Annotated in this window: 19 protein-coding genes and 1 other RNA gene; 7 read left to right on the top strand and 13 right to left on the bottom strand. The window is 40.5% G+C overall.

Translation table 11 applies throughout. The annotated features are described in order from the left end of the window. Positions 1 to 85: 85 nt before the first annotated feature. The 8 genes from IFO69_RS01675 to IFO69_RS01640 form a co-directional block, all read right to left on the bottom strand. Positions 86 to 1,675 carry a glucoamylase family protein gene (locus tag IFO69_RS01675; protein ID WP_192007352.1) on the bottom strand — a complete coding sequence of 530 codons (1,590 nt, stop codon included), beginning with the start codon at positions 1,673 to 1,675 and terminating at the stop codon, positions 86 to 88. Positions 1,676 to 1,686: 11 nt separating this feature from the next. Continuing rightward, a complete protein-coding gene (locus IFO69_RS01670; RefSeq protein ID WP_225443955.1) occupies positions 1,687 to 2,493 on the bottom strand; it encodes a carboxylesterase family protein in 807 nt (268 codons plus the stop codon). Between the two features lie 58 nt (positions 2,494 to 2,551). Next, positions 2,552 to 4,846, bottom strand: coding sequence for a beta-glucosidase BglX (bglX, locus tag IFO69_RS01665; protein WP_192007350.1), 2,295 nt, complete (start codon positions 4,844 to 4,846; stop codon positions 2,552 to 2,554). A gap of 70 nt (positions 4,847 to 4,916) precedes the next feature. Then, entirely contained in the window at positions 4,917 to 6,878 is a 1,962-nt protein-coding gene (locus IFO69_RS01660) for a glucoamylase family protein (RefSeq protein WP_192007348.1), read from the bottom strand. Positions 6,879 to 6,945: 67 nt separating this feature from the next. Beyond that, positions 6,946 to 8,037: a LamG domain-containing protein gene (locus IFO69_RS01655; RefSeq protein WP_192007346.1), complete on the bottom strand. Its 1,092-nt coding sequence runs from the start codon at positions 8,035 to 8,037 to the stop codon at positions 6,946 to 6,948. A 30-nt stretch (positions 8,038 to 8,067) separates the two neighbouring features. Beyond that, positions 8,068 to 9,606, bottom strand: a complete 1,539-nt coding sequence (locus IFO69_RS01650; protein WP_192007344.1) for a RagB/SusD family nutrient uptake outer membrane protein — start codon at positions 9,604 to 9,606, stop codon at positions 8,068 to 8,070. A 22-nt stretch (positions 9,607 to 9,628) separates the two neighbouring features. Beyond that, entirely contained in the window at positions 9,629 to 12,712 is a 3,084-nt protein-coding gene (locus tag IFO69_RS01645) for a SusC/RagA family TonB-linked outer membrane protein (protein ID WP_192007339.1), read from the bottom strand. 289 nt (positions 12,713 to 13,001) lie between these two features. Continuing rightward, positions 13,002 to 14,891, bottom strand: coding sequence for a 7TM diverse intracellular signaling domain-containing protein (locus IFO69_RS01640; RefSeq protein WP_192007337.1), 1,890 nt, complete (start codon positions 14,889 to 14,891; stop codon positions 13,002 to 13,004). A gap of 155 nt (positions 14,892 to 15,046) precedes the next feature. On the opposite strand from IFO69_RS01640, the gene IFO69_RS01635 reads away from it, so the two are divergent. Next, positions 15,047 to 15,940: a flavin reductase family protein gene (locus tag IFO69_RS01635; RefSeq protein ID WP_192007335.1), complete on the top strand. Its 894-nt coding sequence runs from the start codon at positions 15,047 to 15,049 to the stop codon at positions 15,938 to 15,940. Positions 15,941 to 15,958: 18 nt separating this feature from the next. Here IFO69_RS01635 and IFO69_RS01630 read toward each other — a convergent pair whose 3' ends face one another. The 4 genes from IFO69_RS01630 to ffs all read right to left on the bottom strand — a co-directional run bounded on the left by IFO69_RS01630 (position 15,959) and on the right by ffs (position 17,918). After that, entirely contained in the window at positions 15,959 to 16,657 is a 699-nt protein-coding gene (locus tag IFO69_RS01630; RefSeq protein WP_192007333.1) for a cell division ATP-binding protein FtsE, read from the bottom strand. Positions 16,658 to 16,662: 5 nt separating this feature from the next. Next, on the bottom strand, positions 16,663 to 16,866 hold the full coding sequence (locus tag IFO69_RS01625) for a fructose-6-phosphate aldolase (protein ID WP_192007328.1): 204 nt from the start codon (positions 16,864 to 16,866) through the stop codon (positions 16,663 to 16,665). A 190-nt stretch (positions 16,867 to 17,056) separates the two neighbouring features. After that, on the bottom strand, positions 17,057 to 17,716 hold the full coding sequence (gene fsa / locus IFO69_RS01620) for a fructose-6-phosphate aldolase (RefSeq protein ID WP_192007326.1): 660 nt from the start codon (positions 17,714 to 17,716) through the stop codon (positions 17,057 to 17,059). Positions 17,717 to 17,827: 111 nt separating this feature from the next. Next, positions 17,828 to 17,918, bottom strand: an RNA gene (gene ffs / locus IFO69_RS01615) — signal recognition particle sRNA small type. Positions 17,919 to 18,056: 138 nt separating this feature from the next. Here ffs and IFO69_RS01610 point away from each other — a divergent pair. Beyond that, complete coding sequence (locus IFO69_RS01610; RefSeq protein ID WP_192007324.1) at positions 18,057 to 18,350, top strand: hypothetical protein; 294 nt, start codon at positions 18,057 to 18,059, stop codon at positions 18,348 to 18,350. A gap of 12 nt (positions 18,351 to 18,362) precedes the next feature. Here the strand turns inward: IFO69_RS01610 and IFO69_RS01605 are convergent, their stop codons facing one another. Then, positions 18,363 to 18,590 (bottom strand): hypothetical protein, encoded by a 228-nt coding sequence (locus IFO69_RS01605; protein WP_192007322.1) that lies wholly within the window; start codon positions 18,588 to 18,590, stop codon positions 18,363 to 18,365. Between the two features lie 372 nt (positions 18,591 to 18,962). Here IFO69_RS01605 and IFO69_RS01600 point away from each other — a divergent pair, with 372 nt between their 5' ends. The 5 genes from IFO69_RS01600 (at position 18,963) to IFO69_RS01580 (ending at position 23,624) form a co-directional block, all read left to right on the top strand. Beyond that, positions 18,963 to 20,375 carry an anthranilate synthase component I family protein gene (locus tag IFO69_RS01600; protein WP_192007320.1) on the top strand — a complete coding sequence of 471 codons (1,413 nt, stop codon included), beginning with the start codon at positions 18,963 to 18,965 and terminating at the stop codon, positions 20,373 to 20,375. Positions 20,376 to 20,492: 117 nt separating this feature from the next. Beyond that, positions 20,493 to 21,059, top strand: coding sequence for an anthranilate synthase component II (locus tag IFO69_RS01595; protein WP_192007318.1), 567 nt, complete (start codon positions 20,493 to 20,495; stop codon positions 21,057 to 21,059). Between the two features lie 94 nt (positions 21,060 to 21,153). Continuing rightward, complete coding sequence (gene trpD / locus IFO69_RS01590) at positions 21,154 to 22,164, top strand: anthranilate phosphoribosyltransferase (RefSeq protein WP_192007315.1); 1,011 nt, start codon at positions 21,154 to 21,156, stop codon at positions 22,162 to 22,164. 9 nt (positions 22,165 to 22,173) lie between these two features. After that, positions 22,174 to 22,992, top strand: a complete 819-nt coding sequence (gene trpC, locus IFO69_RS01585; RefSeq protein WP_192007313.1) for an indole-3-glycerol phosphate synthase TrpC — start codon at positions 22,174 to 22,176, stop codon at positions 22,990 to 22,992. A gap of 2 nt (positions 22,993 to 22,994) precedes the next feature. Then, positions 22,995 to 23,624 (top strand): phosphoribosylanthranilate isomerase, encoded by a 630-nt coding sequence (locus tag IFO69_RS01580; protein WP_192007311.1) that lies wholly within the window; start codon positions 22,995 to 22,997, stop codon positions 23,622 to 23,624. Positions 23,625 to 23,636: the final 12 nt, after the last annotated feature.

Raw genomic sequence — 23,636 nt, 5'->3', positions numbered from 1 at the left:
CCCAATAGTATTTTTTAGTTTTAAAGAGAATTATTTTCCTTTTGCAAAATGGGCGGATTAATAATGAGGTCATGTAAACATGAGCTTAAGGATTGCTTTCAAAACCCAGTTTCTTCAACCCTTCCTGGATTTCAGGAGCCCCCATAAATAGCTTCCACCCCAAACCGGATCGGTAATTTTCGATCATGGCCACAATAGGGCCTTGGTCTATGGCTAGGTACCTTTTGGGATAATAATCATTTTCTGGACTCAAGGCGTCATAGAAACCATAGCGACCAAATACCTTTTCTCCATAGTTGTAATAAAGGTTTTTGATCACATTTAGAGATTCCTCTGGAGTGTATGGAATAGACGAAAGTGCGGCAGTTGGTGAAATTACCCCAAGGTCACCTCCTGGTCTGTGGGCAGCATAACCTGTTGTGGTATAGCTCGCTGTCAATCCCCACAGATCTTTTCCATAGCCTTTGTAGTCATTGGGGTTTTCCACACACCAAGCCCTGTTGATTAAGGTATGGTTTTTATTTTCTTCCCAATAGTTGGCATACTGATCGGTTAATCCTTTTGGATTAAGGCCTAAGTAGGAGTAATGGGCCCAGAACAATGGCCCTCCCATCGCTTCGGATCCATTGTGCTTGAGGTGAAGAGGATATCCATATGCCTCTACATCGGTATTGATGCCACCACTTCTTGCCCAACCCTTATGATAGGCGGAAGCGGGAATGCTGTGTGTAGGAGAGGAGGCAGCAAGAATGTAAGTAATCAGGCATTCGTTATATCCTTCCAGTGGGAAATCCATTTCCCATTCATGCGTAGGTGACCAATGCCAATAAAGGACATCATGACCTCCTTGGGTATACCAATCCCACTCCATGGTTTTCCATAAATGATCTATTCGGTTGGCCAGGTTTTTTTCATTTTCATTGCCGTTTTTGAAATATTCACGAACGGCCAGAAGACCTTGCATTAGGAAGGCTGATTCGACCAAGTCTCCACCATTGTCCTTGTCACTAAAGGATCTGGCTTTGCCAGTTTCTCCATAGATCCAATGAGGCCATACCCCATGAAAACGATCTGCATTTTCAAGAAAGCTTACCATCTTGTCAAACCGGGCAACGCCTTGCTCTTTTGTGATCCAGCCTCGGTCCATGGCCGCTATAATTCCGAAAATACCAAAGCCTGTTCCTCCGGTGGTTACGACAGATTGATCATTTTGTGGATAGTCACCATCGATATGGATTCGTTCAGGCCCCATTCCCGAAGTAGGTTCAGCACCTTGCCAGAAATAACGGAAAGTATAATATTCTACCATATTGATCAGTTCTTCATCTGAGAAATCCATGGTATTAGCCTGGGTAGTACCAATTTCCAGATTTTCTCCCTGTTCGTTTAGACCAACAATCTTATATTTTAGTGTAAGGTTATTGCCAAGATCATTAACAAAATCCATGTACATAGTGTCTTGAACTGTAGTTCTTTTACTGAAGCTATTGTTTTCTGTGCTTACCCAAACTTCGTAATCATTGATTCCATCGGTTTTGGGCCAATGAAGCTCTACATGGCGGTCATATCCTTTTGCAAGGATAGGGCTCTCTGATGCACTATCTTCTTCAGCACATCCCCACAAGATGATGCTCAAAAAGAAGGTCAGATAAAACGGTAACTGCTTCTTATTCATGATTCATTTGGTTATTTGTGTTTAGAAAAGAGCCAAGGCAGCAATTCAGTTTCCTCAAATGTGGAATCCCATGAATTATGGTTGGCTTCTGGATAAAGGGTGTATTTTACATCAGCACCTTCAGCTTTTAGTACACCGTAAACTCTTTTAGATAATATAGGAGGGACAATGTCATCCTTTGCTCCATGGGCAATCCAAATGGCCGTATGAGGTGCGTATTTTTTAGCAAGTGACAGGTTGCCGCCACCACATATGACTACCGCTGCGGCATATTTTTTTGGCCAGCGCCCCAAAGTCTCAAAGGTTCCCATACCTCCCATGGAAAGTCCCATTACATATAGGCGTTTTTTGTCAACTTTCTCATTTTTGATTAGCATTTTGCTGAGGTCATTGACCAATTCCAACTGTTTGGAAGGGCGTTCAATGGACTGGCTAAAGTCAGGGTCTCCTTTGCCAAACAGTTCCTGCCTCACACTGATGTCAATCCAATATTTATCTTGAGGGCATTGGGGAAAAACCACGATAGCCGGATAGTTTTTTCTGTTGTCAGGGCCTAGAAAGAGACTGGCACCATGTGAAAGTTGTTTTTCATTATCACTTCCCCGTTCTCCCGCTCCATGAAGAAACAAAACCATGGGAAACTCTTTGCCACTTTCATAATTTTCTGGATAAAGGATCCGGTAAAGAAGTGTATCGCCTTTTTGATTTATGAAGACTCGCTTTTCAAAGAGAGACTTGTCTTGGCCCATCAGCTCCTTAGTGTTAAACACGACCAGTAGGAGTACAACCAGCAAGAGATAGGTTTTATTTTTGTTCATGACTAATTTTAATTTTCAATCTTCCTAATATGCAGGATACAGAAAGAAAGTTGGATGTTTATTCTTTCCAATTAATTTTTGATTTACTAAGTTCTTGAGAATTAGTGCCTATCAAGATTTCAAATTCTCCAGGTTCAAAGACAAAGTCAAGGTTGTGGTTATAGAATTTGAGGTCCTCTTTTGTCAGCTCAAAAGTAACTTCTGTAGTTTCTCCAGCTTTTAAATTTACTTTTTGAAATCCTTTCAATTCCTTTACAGGACGGGTGATACTTCCAACCATATCTCTGACATATAGCTGTACCACTTCTGCTCCTTCATATTGTCCACTATTGGTCAAAGCAATGCTGGCCGTTAGGGTTTGGTTTCCCGAGAGTTCATTTCGGTTCAAGGTGATATCCCCATATTCAAAAGAGGTATAGCTCAAACCATAACCAAATGGGTACAAGGGTTCATTGGATACATCGAGGTAATTAGAACGGAATTTTTGGAACCATTGCCCTTCGGGTAAAGGACGTCCTGTATTTTTATGATTATAATAAATGGGGATTTGCCCTGTGTTTTGAGGGAAAGTAGCGGTCAATTTTCCTGAAGGGTTCACTTTTCCGAAAAGAACATCAGCAATGGCATCTCCAGCCTCACTTCCTCCGAACCAAACATTCAGAATAGCTGGAATATGCCCATTTTCCCATTGGATGGCCAAAGGTCTACCTGTAAACAGTACCATCACTACCGGTTTACCTGTTTTTACTAATTCTTTTAAAAACCTCCTTTGGTTGGCTGGAAGTTCTATGGTACTTCTGCTGGAAGATTCACCACTCATTTCGGCAGATTCACCCATGGCAGCTACAATTACATCAGCATTTTTTGAGGCTGCTAAAGCTTCTTGAATCAATTCCTCTTCAGATCGTGAATCACGATAAGTAGGCTTTCCAAATACGCTTACCCTGGATTCCAAAAGTGAATCTGCTACGATGTTAGCGCCACGGGCATGTACAATGTTGACATTATTGCCCACCGCATTTTTAATTCCTTGCATCAAAGAAATGGACTCTTTGAACCTACCGGCTACACTCCAAGTTCCGGTCATGTTTTCAGCATTATCCGCCATGGGGCCTACCAGGGCAATGGTTCCTTCTTTTTTCAAAGGCAGGATATTACCTTCGTTTTTTAATAGGACGAAGGATTGGGCTGCTATATTTCTCGCAATAGCTCTGTTCTCAGAAGTGAATATTTCGTTTTCAGCACGATCCAGGTCGCAGTATTTGTAAGGATCATCAAACAAACCCAGTTTGAATTTGGCGATTAAGACCAATCGACAGGCATTGTCAATTTGCTTCTCTGAAATAGTGCCTTCTTCCAATGAGGTTTTTAGAGTGGTCAAGAATCCCTCTCCAACCATGTCCATTTCTACTCCAGCTTTTAGGGCCAATGCAGATACTGTTTTTAAGTCTCCAATTCCGTGGGCGATCATTTCATTGATCGCTGTGTAATCGGTTACCACAAACCCATCAAATCCCCATTGCTCACGAAGCACATCCGTCATCAGCCATTTATTGGCACTGGCAGGAATACCTTCGACCTCATTGAAAGATGTCATCACAGTTCCCACTCCAGCTTCTACAGCGGCTTTGTAAGGCAGGAAGTATTCATTGTACATGCGCTGACGACTCATGTCTACCGTATTATAGTCTCTGCCTGCCTCAGGAGCTCCATAAAGTGCAAAGTGCTTTACGCAAGCCATGATGGTGTTATTATGACTAAGGTCATTACCTTGGTAGCCATGAACCATGGCTTTGGTAATTTGAGCTCCCAAATAGGGGTCTTCTCCGCTGCCTTCAGATACCCTACCCCAACGAGGGTCTCTTGCGATATCGGTCATAGGAGAGAAAGTCCAATTTATGCCATCTGCACTGGCTTCTTTTGCAGCTATTTGGGCAGATTGCTTGACCAAACTCATGTCCCAACTGCATGACAATCCCAAAGGAATAGGGAAAATAGTCTCATATCCATGGATGACATCCATCCCAAATAATAGTGGTATGCCCAATCTACTTTCTTCTACAGCCACTCTTTGGACGTCTTTGATTTTGGCTGCGGTTTTAATGTTGAAAAGTCCACCCACTTTTCCTGCCTTGATCTTTTCAGCTATGTTGGAACTGGAAGCTTGTCCAGTTGTAAAGTCACCTGCTGCAGGAAGATTAAGTTGACCGATTTTTTCCTCTAGTGTCATCAGTGCTAACACGGAGTCAGCTTTATGAATATATTGTTCTTCAGGTGAGACACTTTCCTTCGATGACTTGAAGGCCATCAAAGCACCGCCAATAAGGAAAAGAAAGAGAATGAGTTTTTTCATAATGATATGTTTTAGCTTCTCTTAGATTTAAGAAGAAATAAGTTTGAGTCTTTATTTAAATTAGGTTCTCCTAATAGGAGAACTCCAACTTGTTTAATCCTGATTGAACGTCTTTGTCACTCATAAACAAGTCCCATAGCAATGCAGATCTGTAATTTTCGATCATGATGATGACTGGTCCTTGATCAATAGCTAAATAAGAATCTGCGTACCAGCTTTCTGTAATATTATAGGCATCATAGAAACCATAATCACCCCAGATTTTGTCCCCCAGCTTATAATAGAAATAGTGAAGGGCCTTCATGGATTCTTCAGGTGCATAAGGAAATGAAGAAAGCGCAGCGGTAGGAGTAATGACACCTTTATCATTGGTGGGTGAATGGGCACTGTATCCCTCATGATTGTCACTGGCAGTCAAGCCCCAACTGGTTTCGGAATAGCCGATAAAACCTTGTGGATTTTGAACACAATGGGCTTGATTGATCAAAGTGTGCTGCACATTTTGGGTCCAATAATTAGCATATTGATCTGAAAGATTCCTTGGATCCAGTCCTAAAAAGGAATAATGAGCAAAGAATAAAGGCCCTCCAAAGTTATTGCCTAAGGGCAGCTGCAACCCGTAATAGCTGGAGCCGTTTTGGATATCTCCGTTTTTGGCCCAACCATTTTCATATATGCTTTTATCAATGGGGTGTGTGGGAGAAGAGGCTGCGAGTACATAGACTATCAATGCTTCATTATAACCTCTAATAGGTAAATTCATTTCCCAGTTGTAATTTGGTGACCAATGCCAATACAAAACACCACTGTTTTCTTTGGTGTACCAGTCCCACTCCACAGTTTCCCATAACTGCGTGATTTTATCTATGATGATTTTTTCGTCTAAGATGTTTGGGTTCAAATAGGCCTTTACAGTGAGCAAGCCTTGGATCATAAAAGCCGTTTCCACCAGGTCGCCCCCATTGTCCTTGTTACTGAAAGGGATGGTTTTTCCAGTTTCCCCGTTCATCCAGTGTGGCCATACTCCATGAAACCTGTCTGCATCAATCAAGAAGTCAACTATTTTTGACCATCTGTCAACTGCTTGATCCCTGGATATAAAACCTCTTTTTACACCAACAATCAACGACATTACGCCAAATCCAGAACCCCCTATGGTTACTGTATTTCCAGAAGTGTTTCTTTCTCTTGCCAATCCACTGGTTTCATGAGCAAAATCCCAAAAATAGCGGAAGGTTTGGGCTTGTACTTTGGTGAGTAGTTCTTGGTCTGAGATGATAGGTAATTTGGGTGTTTCATCTACTTCAGTATAAAAATCTTTAGCAAATGCTGTAAAGTTTTCTCCTTGGATTCCTTTTAGTTTGTTACTTACTGAGAGGGTGTATTTGGAGATAAATTCCAGTGGAGAATTGGAGGTAATGGTGATTTTTTGACCGTTTTCGGCATATGAAAACTGTAAAGAAGGAATGGTAGGGCCACTTAGGCTAATAGCTTCCTGAACTGTGTTTTGGTCCACAGGTTTGTTGAAGGTGAGCTCTGCCATGAAATTGACCGGGGCATTTTCTGTCCGGTCTGTGTTGGTGTAGTTGCTTTCAGGAATGGAAAAGGAGTTCATTTCAAGCGCACCTAAAATGGTCTTAAAACTGAAATCCTTTCCGGAGAACTGAGCTCCACTAGCTGCTTTTAATTCGTTGGATATATTTAATTGATAAGTAGAGCCAGTTTCTAATACACCGACAGGACTGATGACAATAGTTTGGTTATTGGCTATTAGGTTGGTAGTGAAGTTTACGGGGTTAGTTTCTTTTGATAGATTGATGGATGTTGAAACAGATTCAGGATTTAAACTCTGAGAAAACCTGATACTAATGGACCTGTCGATAGGGATGTTTTCAGTAGGGGTGTTATCATCGCTTAGTGAAATGTCGCCTACATTAACCTCCAATAAGTTCAAATCAGGCAAGACCTCCTTTTTGTCTTTACAAGAGGAAAAAAGGAAAAAAATCACAAAACAAGGTAACAAGTTTTTCATTTTGGGCATAAGGAAATAATCGGGTTCCATAATTATGGAACCCGAATAGGTTTAATAGGTACTTATGTTATGGTAATTCGTTGTCAAGAATGGCTTGAACTTCCTGTTGGGTTAGGGCCTTATCAAAGATGTGCAGTTCATCCAAAAAGCTATTGTCCGAAAGGTGTCCCCATTCTACGAAACGTGGAGCTCCCGAGCCAATCGATAAGATGTCGCAACCTTCCCATGAGATACCAGAATATGTGCCTTGACTGACCACATTACCATTGATATAAACGGCACATTCTGTACTTGAAATGGTAAAAGCAATATGGACCCAATCAGCACTACTAGGGTTGATATCAGCTGCAGCACCTCCGTCAAACCAGTTCTCTCCGCCACCGTTACCTACATTTAGCTTAATCCTTTGGTTGGAGCCTGCAGCTTCTCTGAACAACCTAAAACCAGCGGTTCTATTGTTAGGATTGTCAGGGTTGGCCGCGTCAGGCGGTCCCATGACCAGGATGCCAGCCCTGTTTGGGGCTGCGTTGACTTTATACCAAAAGGAAGCACTAAACTCACTATTGGTCAGGCCAGCTGAAGGAAAGGTCAAGTAAGAATCTGTGGCGCCTTTATAGGCGTTAGAGCCGGAAGCTGCTTGTCCAGCAAAACCGGGCTGCCCTACAACAGTAGCATCAGAAACGCTTACCAATTCTAGGTATTCATCATTGAAAGGCATGTAGAAAATTTCTCCGTCGTATTGCGGAACATAGTTTTCTGGCTTTTCAAAATTGACGGTGCTCGTAGTTGATTTTCCAGAAAGGTCATTGGCAGTAATGGTCAGGGTATGGGCTCCATTAGTGACATTGTCATAAGGAAGTTTCATGGCCGTTCTTCTGTAATCTTTGAAGTCAGAAAAACTACCAATGTTGGTTCCGTCCATTGAAACTACTATATCTTGAATTTCAATATCATCGGTTACTTCAAAATCAATATTGATGGACATGACCTCATTGGGCACCCAAGTTAAAGGTCCCTCTTCTGGGAAGATGATGTTCACCACGGGCGCGGTTTCGTCAGGCCCTGGTGAAACTGTTTCAATATCGTCGATGTATCCGTCCTTGCAGGCCAAGCTGGTTAACATTAGCCCTGCTATGAATATTTTAGCTGTTAATTTCATGTTTTTTGGGTTTGTGTGCTACCTTATTTATTAATTGGCTGCTTCTTTAAGCTGGGGAAGAATGTCTTGCTGGTCCAATGGATAAGGTAAATACCTGTCTCCTTCTTGGTAAGTCCTGCCGCCATAATTGAGTTCGCTTGTACGGCCGTGTCTTACTAAGTCAAAGAATCGGACACCCCATTCCATGCTGAATTCAGCAAATTTTTCATCCAGCACATTATCCAAGGTCACACCACTAAGCATTCCAAGGTTGGCCCTTGACCTCACTGTATTGACCGCTTCATCTGCTGACATGACACTACTTGTAGCTCCACTGACCAAAGCCTCTGCATGTACCAATAAAATTTCAGCATAACGGATGGCAATCATGTTTTTGTTTTCGCCATAGTTAAATCTTCCAGGGGTCAATTGAGTGGTAGGCAAATAATGTTTCCCGCTTAGAAACCTATACCTAGGTGCATTCCCAAAGGTGTCTCCATCAGGAGTAGTGTTGGTTACCCAGTTGGGCAGGTTAGCATAATTTGGATCTGATTCAATATCACTTATGCCATCAGGTGTAAACAACACGGTAGTTGTTAGGCGTTTACGGTCGTTTCTGTCAAGCATGAATTTGACATACTTTTCAGTTGGCTCCCAAAAGCCCCAACCGCCGCTAGAACCTGGTACAGCTGGTTGCCAACCTACTGCCTGTGGGCCGTAAACTTGCCAAGGGAAGCGATCTGATGTGCCGCTTTCTGCCCCGTAATCAGAATACTGGAATTCCAAGATGTTTTCGTTGTTGAGTTTTCCTGGGATTTTAAACAATTGATAATAATCCGTTTCCAGCATAAACTCTCCACTGCTGATAATCTCACCAGTTGCATCTGCAGCTCCCTGATAGTTTTCCATTTCTAGGTTAGCCAAGGCTTTTACAGCTAATGCTGTATAGCGAGTGATCCCTCCGCGAATATCAGAGCGTTGATTAGGATGTACGTTGGGAAGGTTGGGCATGGCTTGATCCATCTGGTCGGAAATGTATTGCATGACCTCATTAAATGGAGTAAGTTCTGCTTCGTAAAGTGCATTAGGATCAGACCCTTCAGGAATCAGGATATTATTCCATAGCCTGGCCAACTGAAGTAGGTTGTAGCCTTTCATTACATTGATTTCCGCAATGTACTGACTGGCGTTAGCAGCACTGGCACCGGCTTCCTGGTATTTTTGAATTTCTTCAATGGCACCATTCCAATAGATAATGTCTGAATACATGTTTAACCAAGTGGAATTATATATCCAGAAACTCCTGTCATAATCATAAGTGTCAGTTTTGAACAGGGGCTCCTGGTCTCCGGCAGGGTTGGCATCATCTCCCCTGACAGAAATTAGCGGAAAGGTTTCCCATTGGAATCCATATAGCTCTGCATAAGCGCCATTGAGTAATAAGACCATGTTTTGGGATTGGGAATAATCCGTTTCCTGAGCTAGGATTTGGTCTTCCAGTGGAGCATCCAAGTACTCACTGCAGGATATAGTGGTCATTAAGGATAAGACCATGACCAATTTGATTGATTTATATTGAAATATTTTCATGACTGTTCTTGGGTTATTGATATTAGAACTTGACATTTAATCCTACGGTATACACTGCAGGGACTGGGTAGGTCTGCCGGTCAATGCCATTGTCCACTTCTGGGTTGAAACCATTATAATTGAAAATGGTCAATGGACGTTCTGCTGTCAGGGTAATCCGTGTTTCAGGCATGATTGCACCCATTATTTCTTTATTTATCAAGGAATAGGACATACGCACATTTTGGACCCTGAAGAAAGAACCGTCTTCCACAAAATAATTACTGAAATTTTGGTTCCATCCTTTGCGCAGTCCTGCAGCCGAAGGATACTTATTTGAAGTGCCTTCTCCTCTCCATAGGTTGGTGGCCAAATCAGCATCGATATTGGTGTCATTGGTGAAGATCATTTCACCTCTTTTTCTATTCAGGATACTATGCCCTGACTGTCCTTGGATAAGGACCGAAAAGTCAAGATTCTTATACCTGAAACCTAGGTTACCCCCATAAGTAAGATCGGGTAAATAAGAACCCAAAACCACTCTGTCTAGGTCATCGATGACACCATCGCCATTTTGATCTTTAAACATCAAATCTCCAGGGACTAGATCATTATCAGTCAAGAACTGCTCTGAATAGCCACTATTAGTGATGTCAGCTTCGTTTTGAAAAACACCTGCTACTTCATAGCCATAAAATGCTTGATAAGGTTGACCTACAATGGATCGTTGACGGAATTCTGCCTGACCTGCATTGAGGTATTCAGGGCCTCCAAGTCCTCGGACTGTATTTTTTAGGGTGGCAAAGTTACCGCCGATATAGTAGGAGAAATCTTCAGAAACTTGATTTTCCCAATTAAGGGACAGCTCTAGACCTTGGTTTCTAATTTCGCCAACACTTCTTCTTACTGAACCTCTAAACAAAGGCTGCAAAACCGTAACAGCTAGGCTTTGTGTGTTTCTGATATAATAGTCAGCTTCTAAAGACAACCTGTTTTGAAAGAACCTAGCTGTCAATCCGAAGTTAGTTTCTTCTGTAGTCTCTATCTTATCGATGAGATCGTAAGTTGGGTCTAGTCTAAATCCGGGTACACGCACGTCGTCGAAAGCGTTATTGGTTCCTTGTAAGGTTGGTTGACCTACGGAGGGACTAATGCCGTCGTTTCCTAACTGTCCCCAAGAGGCTCTTAGCTTAAGGAAATCGATGCCTTTCACATTGAAAAATTCCTCCTCAGTGGCTACCCAGCCAGCACCAAGCGTAAAAAAGTCTTCACTATCAACCTGGAATTTGTTGTAGTTGTCTTGACGATATGTAGCATAAAGCAGGTATTTTTCTTTGTAGTTATAAGCTAACCTACCAAAGAAGGAAAGGTAAAATATTCGGCTCCCACCATCTGATACGGTGTTGATGTCATTGGCCTGCCCATTGTTTAAGTACCATAGTTCTTCGTTTCCAAATGTAGGGTTTGGATCCAAATCATTTCGGTCTCCACTAAGTACTTCGTAGGTTTCACTCCTGAAAGATTGTCCCAAAGTAGCCGTGATTCCATGGTCACCAAAATAGTCTTTGTAGGTAAGGTAATTATCTAATATTTGGTCAAAATAAGTACGGTTTTCCCTGGAAAGACTGGACAATGGGTTAAGGACTCCATCGTTATAGGTGAAGTTTACATTCCTAGCATTGATCATGTCCAACTTATAGTTGTAAGCAGTCCTGAAAGTCAATTTTTCAGGAATGAAAGTTAGCTCCGCATGTAAGTTCCCATTAATCTTATTTATCTTGTTTCTGCTGTCGTTGTAAATTAGTGGATAGAACGGGTTTTGTCTTCCCCTGTACCCAAGTCGTTGTGCATTGGATAGTGGAACTGGTGATGTCCCAAAATCTTCATCGTATTTAGGTAAAATAGGCACAGCAAAATATGCATTAAACCAAGCAGCGTCTGAACCTACATATTGTTTGGCAGTACTGAAAGTGAAGTTACCGCCCACAGTGATCCATTCTTTGACTTTTGAGTCGATATTGGCGCGGATGTTTACTCTTTCATATTCATTTCTAGTTTCATTGAGTAGTCCATCTTGGCTAAAATAGCTACCACCAATAGAGTAGCGTGTTTTGGCACTACCACCAGAGAAAGTCAAGGTATGGTTTTGAATTGGAGCAGGGCTCATAATCTCATTATACCAGTCTGTATTTACAGCCGGAATGTTAGGGTCTATCCGGCTCCTTCCATAGGCTTGCATGGCATTGTCTACAAACTCCATATCAGGGGCAGATCCAGTTTCGTTCACGTACTGAACAAATTGCTGGCTATTGGCCATTTTTAGTACATTCTGTGGGTTTTGAATTCCATAATATCCGTCATAGACAATCTCCGCTTCTTGTTCGTATTCACCTGATTTGGTCTCGATGAGTACGACACCATTGGATGCCCGAGCACCATAAATGGCCGAGGCTGAGGCATCTTTTAGTACTGAGAGGGTTTTGATGTCATTGGAGTTTAGGAAATCAATGTTGTCAAAGAACATTCCATCCACCACGTATAATGGAGCTCCTCCGCCTTCGAATGAACCAATACCTCTTACCCTTACTGTTGGCGAAGCTCCCGGTGCACCTTTACTGACAATCTGAACACCAGCCACTTTTCCTTGAAGGGACTGCATGGCATTGGAACTGGGGGTTTTGACCAAGTCTTCTGTTTTCAAGGTGGTAATAGCAGAAGTCATTTCCTTCTCTTTCTGCGCACCATAACCGATGACTACTACTTCATCCAGTCCGGTAAGTTCCTCTTGTAATGTGATGTCAAGACGGGATCTTCCATTGAGTTCGACTGATTGAGACTCAAAGCCGATAAAGGAAAAATTCAGCACGGCATTGGAGGAGCTTACTGATATCTCAAAGTTACCATCGAGGTCAGTTACGGTTCCATTATTGGTGCCTTGCTCCAAAATGTTCACTCCGGGGATGGGTTCCCCTTGCCGGTCAAGTACCTGTCCTGTGACGTTGGTTTGTTGGGCTGTCGTTGTACTGACTATGGCCATTAATGCCACTAGCAATACCATGGATAATTTTCCTAAATAAGGGATTTTGGGTTTCCATGACTCCTTACTTATGCGTAAAGACCTGATCATAAGTGTTTGGTTTTGGGTTTTAATTATTCGTTTTTCAAACGTTTGCAATTTTGCGCGTTTGATGTTGAAAAGGTAGGGTAAAGAAAAAAATGAAGTGTAAAAAAAATGAAAATCATGCCCATTTATGGACAATTTAGAGTGTCAAAACACTATGGGAATTCCCATAAGAGTATCAATAAAAAATACGTTTATAAGCAATTATGGCCGATTTTTAAGGTGAGTATCACACAAAAATACTGGTAGTAAGTGAATAGGTGTGTTTTTAAGTTTGGAACATTTTTTTAGAGGATTACTTTGCTTTATCCTTTTCGTCCTCCATCATCAAAATGTCATGCCAATGGGGATTTTGCACGTCACTGGCTTCAATATGGAGTTTAGTTTTCTTTCTAAAATTCCAAACAGTATTTTTCCTAAGATCTAAAAGTTCCGAAAGTTGGTCTAAGGTTTGTTTTTCGGTATTTGCAATTAGATCATATGCGATATAAAACGCTTTTTCCAAAGGGAATTTCACACCATGGAATATAGTTCCTGCAGTAACAGAATCGATGTGGCCGCACTTAGTACACCTCCTTGTAAAAAGTTTGGGACCTTTAGAGCTTTTAGTGTTGTTGCAATGCCTGCATGAGAAACCTTTGCCCCATTTGTATTCTTCTAAATAGCGATAGCATGCCGATTGGTCGGGAAAGATTTTTTTGAACTCATCATATGAAAGCAATTTGTTGTTTAGTCTAGCCTGAAAAGAAGCCTTGATACTGCTTTTTAATTTCCAATTGTCCTTGTCAAGAAGTGAATTGATCCTTTTGATTTCTTCATCTTTTTCCATCAGCTGATGATTATAATCTTCTAAAAGCTTATTCTTTCGGGCCAGCTCCTGGGTTCTTTCTTGGACTTTAATCTCAAGTTCTCGGTTGACCTTTTCTTTCAGGGCATAGTTGATTTCGATCTGCTTAATCGATCTTTTTAGTGCTCGATCCCTATTGTTTTTAAGGATACGGATTCTGTCCCCCAATGCAAATGTCAACAGAAGCATTTCCAATAGGAAAGCCAGGTGCAAGCTGTAATAAATTAGGGTAGCGTGAGGGATAATGGCTGCATTGACCAATACTTTTACTACCACACCAACAAAAAGTACTCCATAGGCAATTACAAAGAAACGAGCCACTTTATAACCTCTTGACCAAATGTAGATACTAGCAAAAAAGATAAAGAAGAACGGAATGATGTCATAATACTTGATCTCAAACAGCTTGTGGTCCCAAAAGAGAGCAACCAGAAACAGTATGGATTTAGCAATCAGAATAGCATGAAGGGCCAAATGGATTTTAGGGGATCGGTATTTTGTATTGAGGAATTTGATAGAAAACAAAATGGCCCATAGCACAATTGAATAACTAAATACTCCATTGGCTATTTGGTTCCATTTGGGGAAATTGGCCCACAGGTATTGGAAGGCAATTCCATCCACACACATGGCATATATTCCCACACTGACCAAATAAAAAGTATAATATAGGTATTTGGTTTCCCTAACAGCTGTATAAACCAATAAATTGTAAAGGCCGATGATGGCAATCATTCCATAGAAGATACCATATACGAAATACTCATTCAGGGCATAGTATATGAATCGGTTGACAGAGCGGATGGCAATCCGAATATCCGCTTTTTGACTTGATCTGATCTTCACATAGTAATTCGATATTCCGGAATTGTTATTGTCCAATATCAGCTCAAAATTCTTGTGTCTGAAGTTTCTGGTTTGAAAGGGAAGAGCATCTCCCATTAAGATATTCTGGTAAGAGCCATTTTTACTGGGTGCAAAGACTTCCACAAAATCCATGGTTTGATCATAGAATTCCATCAGCCATTTTTTTTCGCTTTCTGGAGTTTTATCAATGGAGAGCTTAACCCAATAAGTGTGTTCAATATCAAAATCGTTTTTTGAAAAGTCTGGTCTGATCTTAAAATTCCCCTGAAATCTTGGTCGGATAATGTCTTCAAAACCAAGGTTGTTGGTGGTGTCCTCGAAAAATTCCAATTGTGAAATAGAGAAGATTCTTTCATCCAAATTGTCATCTATCTTAAGTGTAGAGCTTCCCGATATCCGCTGAGCAAGGGAAGTGGAGAGTATTCCAAACAAGAATAAAATCGAAATGGAAAAAATCAGCTTCTTTGTCATTATTTTGGGAGAATAGGGTTGTTGAAAGATTCCAGCATAAGTAAAATAATTACTATTTGTTGGAAAAAGACGGTCAAAGTTAAATATTTATGCAACGCTTTGTTTTTTTAATACGCTCTTTTTGAGAAGTGAGTTAAATGTAAACGCCTTAGTATATGAAAACAGTTGAACCCGGTGAAGTTTCAGTAGGAGATTTTCATGCTTTTATGCTGGGGGCCATTGTGCCTCGTCCAATAGCCTTTGTAAGTACAGTCGATTTGGAAGGGAATGTCAACTTGAGTCCATTTAGTTTTTTTAATGCCTTTGGTTCGAACCCTCCGCTTGTAGTGTTTTCTCCATCGAGAAGGGTGAGGGACAATACCATCAAACATAGTTTAGAGAATGTGTTAGAAGTACCAGAGGTAGTCATCAATATTGTGAATTATGCCATGGTTGAACAGATGTCTCTGGCTAGTACGGAATATGAAAAGGGGGTCAATGAATTTCAAAAGGCTGGGTTTACAGAGGTAACATCCCAGTTGGTAGCTCCTCCAAGGGTAAAGGAAGCGCCAGTGGCGTTTGAATGCAAGGTAAAGGAAGTGATTTCCATGGGAGAGGAAGGCGGGGCAGCCAATTTGGTGGTTTGCGAAATTGTTTTGGCACATTTCGATGAACTGATTTTGGATGAGAAAGGAAAGATAGACCCTTTTAAGCTAGATGCGGTGGCAAGAATGGGTGGGAATTGGTATTGCAGAGCAAATGGTGCTTCGCTTTTTGAAATAGAAAAACCTGTCAAAAACAGGGGGATAGGCGTTGATCAGATACCTGATAAGATCAGGTACAGTGTAGTGCTGACAGGTAATGATTTGGGTAAATTGGGAAATGTAGAAGTGCTGCCTTCTGAAGAAGAAGTCAATTTATATGGGGAATTGAGTGAAATGGAGGAGATACGTATCCGTTTTCAAAATGATGAGGAAAGCCTAATTTTCCACTTACACGAATACGCCCGAGAGCTACTCCAAGAAGGTAAGACTGAGGAGGCGTGGAAAGTATTGCTCCAACATTATTGAGTATTGATTAAAGTCTGCTTATTCTAAAACGTCAGAAGTCTTGGAATCCAAAAGTCTTCCTTTTTCACATTTTAGAATCCTATAAGGGTATTTTTTTAGGAGTTCATGGTTATGAGTGGCCATTAATACTGCCGTGCCTTGTTTATTGATTTCCTGAAAAAGCTTGAAAATACCATCTGCTACCTCCGGATCAAGATTTCCTGTTGGCTCATCAGCCAATAAAATGGAAGGCTCATTCAAAAGGGCCCTGGCAATGACCACCCGCTGCTGTTCTCCTCCTGACAACTGATGTGGCATTTTAGTGGCAGAACCTCCAAGTCCCACTCTCATCAGGACTTCAACCATTCTGGTTTTCATTTTGGATCGGTCTTTCCATCCAGTAGCCTTCATGACAAAGTAAAGGTTTTCTGCTACAGTACGGTCGGTAAAAAGCTGAAAGTCTTGAAAAACAATACCAAGTTTTCTTCTTAGGTAAGGGATTTCTTTGGTTTTAACATCAGTCAGGTTGTATCCTACGATGTTGCCTTGGCCCATTTTTAAAGGCAAGTCAGCATAAAGCGTTTTTAGCAGGGAGCTTTTTCCGCTTCCAGTTCTTCCGATCAAAAATACAAATTCATCTTTCTCAATTTGAAAAGTAACATCTTGCAATATGGCTGTAATTCCTTGGAAGATGCAGGCTTTATGTAAACGGACCACCGGGTCATTGGAGAATACCATATATTTTATAATTCTAGCTTTTGTAATTTACCAAAAGGAAGTTCTTTGATCAAAGTTTCCATTTCATCTTTCTTGCCTTCCAAACCAAACTTTTCAAGGTTTTTAAGGGGACGATCAGCCCTAAAATAGGCGACCAGAACAAAGTTTTCGTCTCTAATCTGAATATAATCAGGGATTTTAGCCTTGCCTTTGACCTTAATGATATACATACATGAATTTTAAGATGAATAAAAGAAAGCGAAATTTAAATTATAACGTATTCAGAAAAAAATATTCTATTAAGAAAAGCGTAAAATCCTAATTTGTGAAATTGCAAACAACAGGCCATAAAAAAACCACCAACCTTAAACACCTCCAAAGAGGAAACAGGTTGGTGGAAAAATATAATATTTGATTGGTTTATTTACCAGCGGCTTTTGCATGGTCAGCCAAGAATTTAGCCAAACCAGCATCAGTCAAAGGGTGGTTCAATAAGCCTGTGATTACATTCAATGGGCAAGTTACCACATCAGCGCCAATTTCTGCACATTTGATTAAGTGCATGGTGTGTCTTACTGAAGCGGCTAACACTTGGGTGTCATAGCCATAATTTTGGTAGATATGAACGATTTGTTCGATCAAATCCAAGCCATCAAAAGCGATATCATCCAATCTTCCGATGAAAGGAGAAAGATAAGTAGCCCCGGCTTTAGCAGCCAAGATGGCTTGACCTGGAGAGAATACCAAGGTACAGTTGGTTCTGATACCTTCATTGCTGAAATATTTAATGGCCTTTACACCATCTTTGATCATAGGAACTTTCACTACGATCTTATCGTCAATTTTTGCAAGCTCTTTACCTTCTTTGATCATTCCTTCAAAGTCAGTAGAAATTACCTCTGCGCTTACCTTGTCGTCCACAATGTCACAGATAGCCTTGTAGTGAGCTTTAACATTTTCATCACCGGTGATGCCTTCTTTGGCCATCAGTGACGGATTGGTGGTTACACCGTCCAATACCCCTAAATCATATGCTTCTTTGATTTCATCAAGGTTGGCTGTGTCAATAAAGAATTTCATTTTTAAAACGGTTTTTTGGTTTCGAATGAATATGGATTGTAAAGTTAGGCGATTATTTTGAAACTTGATCAAAAATAATAAATGTAATCATGACATTTATTAAAGAAGGTAAAAAAGAAGCGGCATCGCACCGCTACAACCGTCTACCCTTGCTTCCTTCCGGACCTGGGGGATTTGACAGGAGCTGGTCGTGCCGCTTGAGTACAAAGGTACTTCAAAAACTTACCTTTGCAAAGCCAGCACCAAAAATATCTTTGGATTTTGGGTAATAGCTTAGGAATCAAAAAGAAATAATTGGCAATATTCTTGATTTACTTATCATGTACTAGAAAATGAAATTATGAAGAGATTACTTATGATAATCGGTTTTGGACTAATACTCGGTGGATGTGCCAGTTTCCAAAAATCTACTCAATATGAAATAGGAATGGAAGAAAGCGATTTCCTAAAAAGGCACAATGATGCAGTTATCAGTAAGTTGGAGGATGGACAGAAAACTTACCGAGTAGTTAGGGATGACCGTTTTTATATTTTGGTGACTTTTGAGAATAGCCGATTGGTGAAGTTGGAGGAAAAAGAGTTGCCAACTTACTGGCACCAGAAAAAGGAGCCTGATGAAAGTGAAATGCAATAGATTACATTGTGGTTAACCGAGGCCTTTAAGATAAAGATTAAACTCCAATGGGCTGCAAGGCTCAAATTCATCAACTTCAAGATCATCATAGATTTCTTCATCGAATTCCATGGTGGTCTTTTCTATTTTTCCGGAAGGATGAATGATTAATTCTATGCCCGTAAAGTCTTCTGGGTTTACCTGAACAAGGACTTTATAATCATCGAAAGTCCTCTTAAAGTATTTTGCTACTGCAGTCATAGGGATGAGGTGTGTTTTACTACAAAGATAATTGTTTTTTTATCTACAAGATCAAAATTGTACTTAGCGAAAATATTCCGAAATAAGCCCAGTCATGATGTTTAATTTATACTTACAGCTTCTGGAATAGGTTTTGTTTGGACTTGCCTGAAATTTTTATCATAAATATTTTTTGTAAATAAAATGCCTTTATATATTTGCCTAACGTGAAAAACATGAAACAAAATCATACTCAATATTGGTGGTGGCATACAGGACTTCTTGATCGGGAAGAACAGCTTGCTATTGCCTAAAACTGAGTACGAAAACATACATAATGAGGCTTGCTGGATTTCCCCGGTAAGCCTTTTTTATTTTATTTCAATATTAACCATGGACACAAAACAAAATTTTAAAATCAAAACCAGGTACAAAAAACTACTTGCAGATACGATTACGCCTGTGAGTATTTACCTTCAGGTAAGGGATAAGTTCAAGAATCCTATCTTGTTGGAAAGTTCTGATTACCATGGCCATGAGAACAGTTATTCTTATATCTGTTTTAATCCTTTGGCTACTTTTTCATTTAACGGTAATGAAGTCAAGGAGACTTTTCCAGAAGGATCCAAAGAAGCATATCAGCTTGAAGCAGGTGAAAAGTTGGTGGACAGATTGAGGGCTTTTTCAAGTAGATTTGATGAAGAAAAGACCAATTTTAAATTTATCTCCAATGGACTTTTTGGTTATATGCAATATGATACTGTGGGAAGTTTTGAAGATATCAAGTTGCAGAATACCAAGGAGTCAGGTGTACCTCAGGCTTTCTACGCGGTATATAAGAATGTGATCGTGGTGGACCATTTCAAAAATGAGTTACATATTTTTGATCATCATATCAACGGTGAAGGAGATGGGAGCATCAAACAAATTGAAACCCTACTTAACAACAAAAATATACCTACTTATTCTTTTAAATTGGACGGAGAGGAAACTTCAAATTATACAGATAATGAGTTTTTGGATATCCTTCGCCAAGGAAGGGAGCATTGCTTCAAAGGGGATGTGTTTCAAATTGTCCTATCAAGATCATTTACCACTGGGTTTAAAGGAGATGAATTCAACGTTTATAGAGCTTTGAGGTCTGTCAACCCTTCGCCTTACTTGTTCTACTTTGATTACGGATCTTACAAAGTTTTCGGTAGCTCTCCAGAAGCCCAGATAGTGGTAAAAGGAAGAAAGGCAACGATTTATCCTATTGCAGGGACATTTAAAAGAACGGGGAATGATCAAGCTGATGCAGAGTTAGCGACCAAGCTTTATGATGACCCTAAGGAAAACTCAGAACATGTGATGTTGGTGGATTTGGCCAGAAATGACCTGAGTCGCTCTTCTGAGAAAGTAGAAGTAGAGGTGTTCAAAGAAATACAATATTATTCTCATGTGATCCACTTGGTTTCTAAAGTGACTGGTGTTCTGCCTGCGTCTGCCAATCCACTTCAACTGGTAGCTGATACTTTTCCAGCGGGGACACTTTCTGGAGCGCCAAAGTACAGAGCTATGGAATTGATCGATGAACTGGAAAGTACCAGTAGGACATTTTACGGGGGAGCTATTGGCTTTTTGGGTTTTAATGGTGATTTCAATCATGCCATTTTGATTCGATCATTTGTCTCTCAGAATAACAAGTTAAGGTTCCAAGCCGGAGCAGGTGTGGTTGCTAAGTCATCCATAGAAAGTGAACTACAGGAAGTGGCCAATAAGTTGGAAGCACTCAGAGTAGCGCTTAAGGCTGCTGAAGAAGTATAAATAGATATATCTCTTGACAAATGAGAAATAAATAGTGTAGAAAAAGTGAAATAATTTTGAAGGAATCCGTTGGGACACTCGTTTTGATGGATACCTTCAAACTTTCAGATACAAAATATGAAAATACTAGTACTAGATAATTATGATTCTTTTACCTATAACTTGGTGTATATCATCAGGGAATTAGGTTATGGGGGCCAGATGGACATTTTTAGAAATGATAAAATCAAAGTGGAGGATGTGGCTGCCTATGATAAAATTCTACTTTCCCCAGGTCCTGGGGTACCAGCAGACGCAGGTATTATGCCTGAGCTACTTAAGCGTTATGCCAGCAAAAAGGATATTCTGGGAGTGTGTTTAGGGCATCAGGCCATAGGTGAAGCCTTTGGGAGTGGTTTGAATAACTTGACAGAGGTAGTGCATGGTGTTGCTTCTGAAGTAAAGGTTCAGCCAGACCTTCTTTTTGAAGGGATTCCCAATTCCTTCAAAATAGGAAGGTACCATAGTTGGGTGATAGATGAAGGAACGCTTCCGGAAGAACTTGAAGTTACTGCCAAAACCCCGGATGGCCAGATCATGGCAGTAAGGCACAAAGCGTTTAAAGTAAGAGGTGTGCAGTTTCATCCCGAAAGTGTTTTGACAGAGCATGGAAAGCAGATTGTTTTGAATTGGATTAAAGGATGATCTTTTCTCTGTTAATCATTAACTTACCTTATTAAACGGCAACAACCATAGTAAATATATAGAAGTATGATGCTTCTAAGTAAATGAATAGATTATGAAAGAAATCTTAAATCACCTTATAGAGCACCAAACGCTCAATAAGTCTGAGGCCAAGGAAATCTTAAAAAAGATCACTTCTGGCCAATACAATCAGAGCCAAATGGCTGCTTTCATGACGGTGTACATGATGAGAAGCATAACGGTGGAAGAGCTTGAAGGATTTAGGGAAGCCATGCTGGAATTATGTATTCCTGTTGAGATAGCTGAGTATGATGCGATGGATTTATGTGGAACTGGCGGTGATGGCAAGGATACTTTTAATATTTCGACTTTGTCTTCTTTTGTAGTAGCAGGTGCAGGGCAGAATGTGGCAAAACATGGAAATAACGGTGTTTCATCAGTATGTGGTTCGTCCAATTTGTTAGCACAATTTGGTTATAGTTTTACTAATGACTTGGATGTGATCAGAAAAAACTTGGATGAAGCTGGGATTTGTTTTTTACATGCTCCGCTTTTTCACCCTGCCATGAAAAATGTAGGGCCTATTCGTAAGGAGTTGGGTGTGAAGACATTTTTCAATATGCTGGGGCCAATGGTGAATCCTAGTTTTCCCAAAAAACAACTGGTGGGCGTGTTTAGCTTAGAGTTGGCGAGACTCTATGGCTATCTGTATCAAAATAATAATGTCAACTTTAGTATTCTTCATGCGTTGGATGGGTATGACGAGATTTCATTGACTGGAGATTTTAAAATGATTTCCAATCAAGGAGAGCGATTGATTTCTCCTGAATCTATCGGTTTGCCCAAAATCTCAGCAAAGTCAATCGAGGGAGGAAAAACCATCGAAGACTCTGCTAAGATTTTCCAGAATATCCTGACCGGAAAGGGATCCAAAGAACAGAATGCAGTAGTCATTGCCAATTCTTCGGCCGCATTATGTACAGCAGACCAAAACCTCAGTTTTGAAGAAGCTATTGCCGAGGCAGAAGAGTCACTGAAAAGTGGCAAGGCATTGGAGAAGTTTAAAGCCTTGGTGAGTCCTAAAAAATCTATTTCATTAGCCTAATTTCTAATCATGAATATTTTAGATAAAATAATTGCCCATAAAAGGGAAGAGGTAGCTGAGCGAAAAAGTTTGGTCCCGGTAAAGTTGTTAGAAAGAAGTATTTTCTTTGAAAGCAAAGGGGTGTCCATGAAGAAGTATGTGACACGCCCTGATAAAACGGGCATCATAGCTGAGTTTAAAAGAAAGTCTCCTTCAAAAGGAATGATCAACAGTTCTGCCTCTGTGGAAAAGACCAGTATTGGTTATATGCAGGCTGGAGCCTCAGCCTTATCCGTTTTAACCGATAAGGAGTTTTTTGGTGGCTCAAATGAAGACTTGACCACAGCAAGAAAGTTTAATTTTTGTCCTATTCTAAGGAAGGACTTTGTGGTGGATGAGTACCAGATCGTTGAAGCAAAATCTATAGGCGCAGATTGTATCCTCTTGATTGCGGCAGCATTAACGCCAAGCAGATTGTCTGAATTGGCTTCCTTTGCCCATTCACTTGGGTTGGAAGTATTGATGGAAGTGCATGATGAGGAGGAGCTTGACCGCTCTATCAATGAACATTTGGATTTGATAGGAGTGAACAATAGAAGTTTGAAGACCTTTGACGTTTCATTAGACACTTCTTTTAGCCTGGTAAGTAAAATCCCTTCTGATTTTGTGAAGATCTCAGAGAGTGGTATTTCAGATCCTAAAACCTTGGTAGAGTTAAAAGAGGCAGGATTTGATGGTTTTCTCATTGGTGAGAATTTTATGAAATCCATTAGGCCTCACCAAGCCGCCTACAATTTTATGAGCAAGTTCAAGGACCTAAGTCCAGATTTCAATACGCAAGTAGTATAAAGATGTTGATCAAAGTTTGTGGGATGCGGGATCCGGAAAATGTGAAGGAATTGGTGGAGGAGGTGGTTCCGGACTTGATGGGGATGATTTTCTACCCAAAATCTTCTAGGTATGTTAAAGAAGAAAACCAGATGATTAGCCAGTCAAAGGTTAAAAAGGTGGGAGTCTTTGTCAACACTAATATAGAGACGATTTTGGAGATGGAGGCAACCTATGGTTTATCCTATATTCAGCTACATGGCGATGAAGAGTTTGGTTTTGTAAAGACTTTGTCAGAAAGGTCCCAAGCAGGTATCATCAAAGTTTTTAGGGTGGAAGCTGGTATTGAATGGGAAGCTCTTCAGCCCTATCAACCTTATGTGAAATACTTTTTGTTTGATACCCAAACAAAAAAATTTGGTGGCTCAGGTAAGAAGTTTGACTGGTCAGTTTTGGAAGAATATCCTTTGGAAAAGCCGTTTTTGCTTAGTGGGGGGATCGATGACAAGAGTGCCTTATCGCTATTGGAGCTGCAAAAGAAAGTACCAAAAATGGCAGGGGTTGATATCAATTCAAAGTTTGAAATTGAACCGGCCTTAAAGGACATTATAAAAATTAAAACATTTGTGACCGAACTCCGAAGCGGTCACTAGAAAAAATATTTG

The organism is Echinicola arenosa, assembly GCF_014841125.1.
GTDB lineage: Bacteria > Bacteroidota > Bacteroidia > Cytophagales > Cyclobacteriaceae > Echinicola > Echinicola arenosa.
Note: the sequence above shows the minus strand (reverse complement) of the source record. Positions and strands in the feature narration are given on the sequence as shown.

Bases quoted from the DNA above. Each gene is read 5' to 3' on its own strand.
- IFO69_RS01675 (WP_192007352.1), bottom strand. From the start codon at position 1,675: ATGAATAAGAAGCAGTTACCGTTTTATCTGACCTTCTTTTTGAGCATC.
- IFO69_RS01635 (WP_192007335.1), top strand. From the start codon at position 15,047: ATGAAAACAGTTGAACCCGGTGAAGTTTCAGTAGGAGATTTTCATGCT.
- IFO69_RS01580 (WP_192007311.1), top strand. From the start codon at position 22,995: ATGTTGATCAAAGTTTGTGGGATGCGGGATCCGGAAAATGTGAAGGAA.
- IFO69_RS01655 (WP_192007346.1), bottom strand. From the start codon at position 8,037: ATGAAATTAACAGCTAAAATATTCATAGCAGGGCTAATGTTAACCAGC.
- IFO69_RS01670 (WP_225443955.1), bottom strand. From the start codon at position 2,493: ATGAACAAAAATAAAACCTATCTCTTGCTGGTTGTACTCCTACTGGTC.
- IFO69_RS01650 (WP_192007344.1), bottom strand. From the start codon at position 9,606: ATGAAAATATTTCAATATAAATCAATCAAATTGGTCATGGTCTTATCC.
- IFO69_RS01600 (WP_192007320.1), top strand. From the start codon at position 18,963: ATGGACACAAAACAAAATTTTAAAATCAAAACCAGGTACAAAAAACTA.
- bglX (WP_192007350.1), bottom strand. From the start codon at position 4,846: ATGAAAAAACTCATTCTCTTTCTTTTCCTTATTGGCGGTGCTTTGATG.
- IFO69_RS01630 (WP_192007333.1), bottom strand. From the start codon at position 16,657: ATGGTATTCTCCAATGACCCGGTGGTCCGTTTACATAAAGCCTGCATC.
- IFO69_RS01660 (WP_192007348.1), bottom strand. From the start codon at position 6,878: ATGAAAAACTTGTTACCTTGTTTTGTGATTTTTTTCCTTTTTTCCTCT.
- IFO69_RS01645 (WP_192007339.1), bottom strand. From the start codon at position 12,712: ATGATCAGGTCTTTACGCATAAGTAAGGAGTCATGGAAACCCAAAATC.
- IFO69_RS01625 (WP_192007328.1), bottom strand. From the start codon at position 16,866: ATGTATATCATTAAGGTCAAAGGCAAGGCTAAAATCCCTGATTATATT.
- IFO69_RS01605 (WP_192007322.1), bottom strand. From the start codon at position 18,590: ATGACTGCAGTAGCAAAATACTTTAAGAGGACTTTCGATGATTATAAA.
- IFO69_RS01595 (WP_192007318.1), top strand. From the start codon at position 20,493: ATGAAAATACTAGTACTAGATAATTATGATTCTTTTACCTATAACTTG.
- trpD (WP_192007315.1), top strand. From the start codon at position 21,154: ATGAAAGAAATCTTAAATCACCTTATAGAGCACCAAACGCTCAATAAG.
- IFO69_RS01610 (WP_192007324.1), top strand. From the start codon at position 18,057: ATGAAGAGATTACTTATGATAATCGGTTTTGGACTAATACTCGGTGGA.
- trpC (WP_192007313.1), top strand. From the start codon at position 22,174: ATGAATATTTTAGATAAAATAATTGCCCATAAAAGGGAAGAGGTAGCT.
- fsa (WP_192007326.1), bottom strand. From the start codon at position 17,716: ATGAAATTCTTTATTGACACAGCCAACCTTGATGAAATCAAAGAAGCA.
- IFO69_RS01640 (WP_192007337.1), bottom strand. From the start codon at position 14,891: ATGACAAAGAAGCTGATTTTTTCCATTTCGATTTTATTCTTGTTTGGA.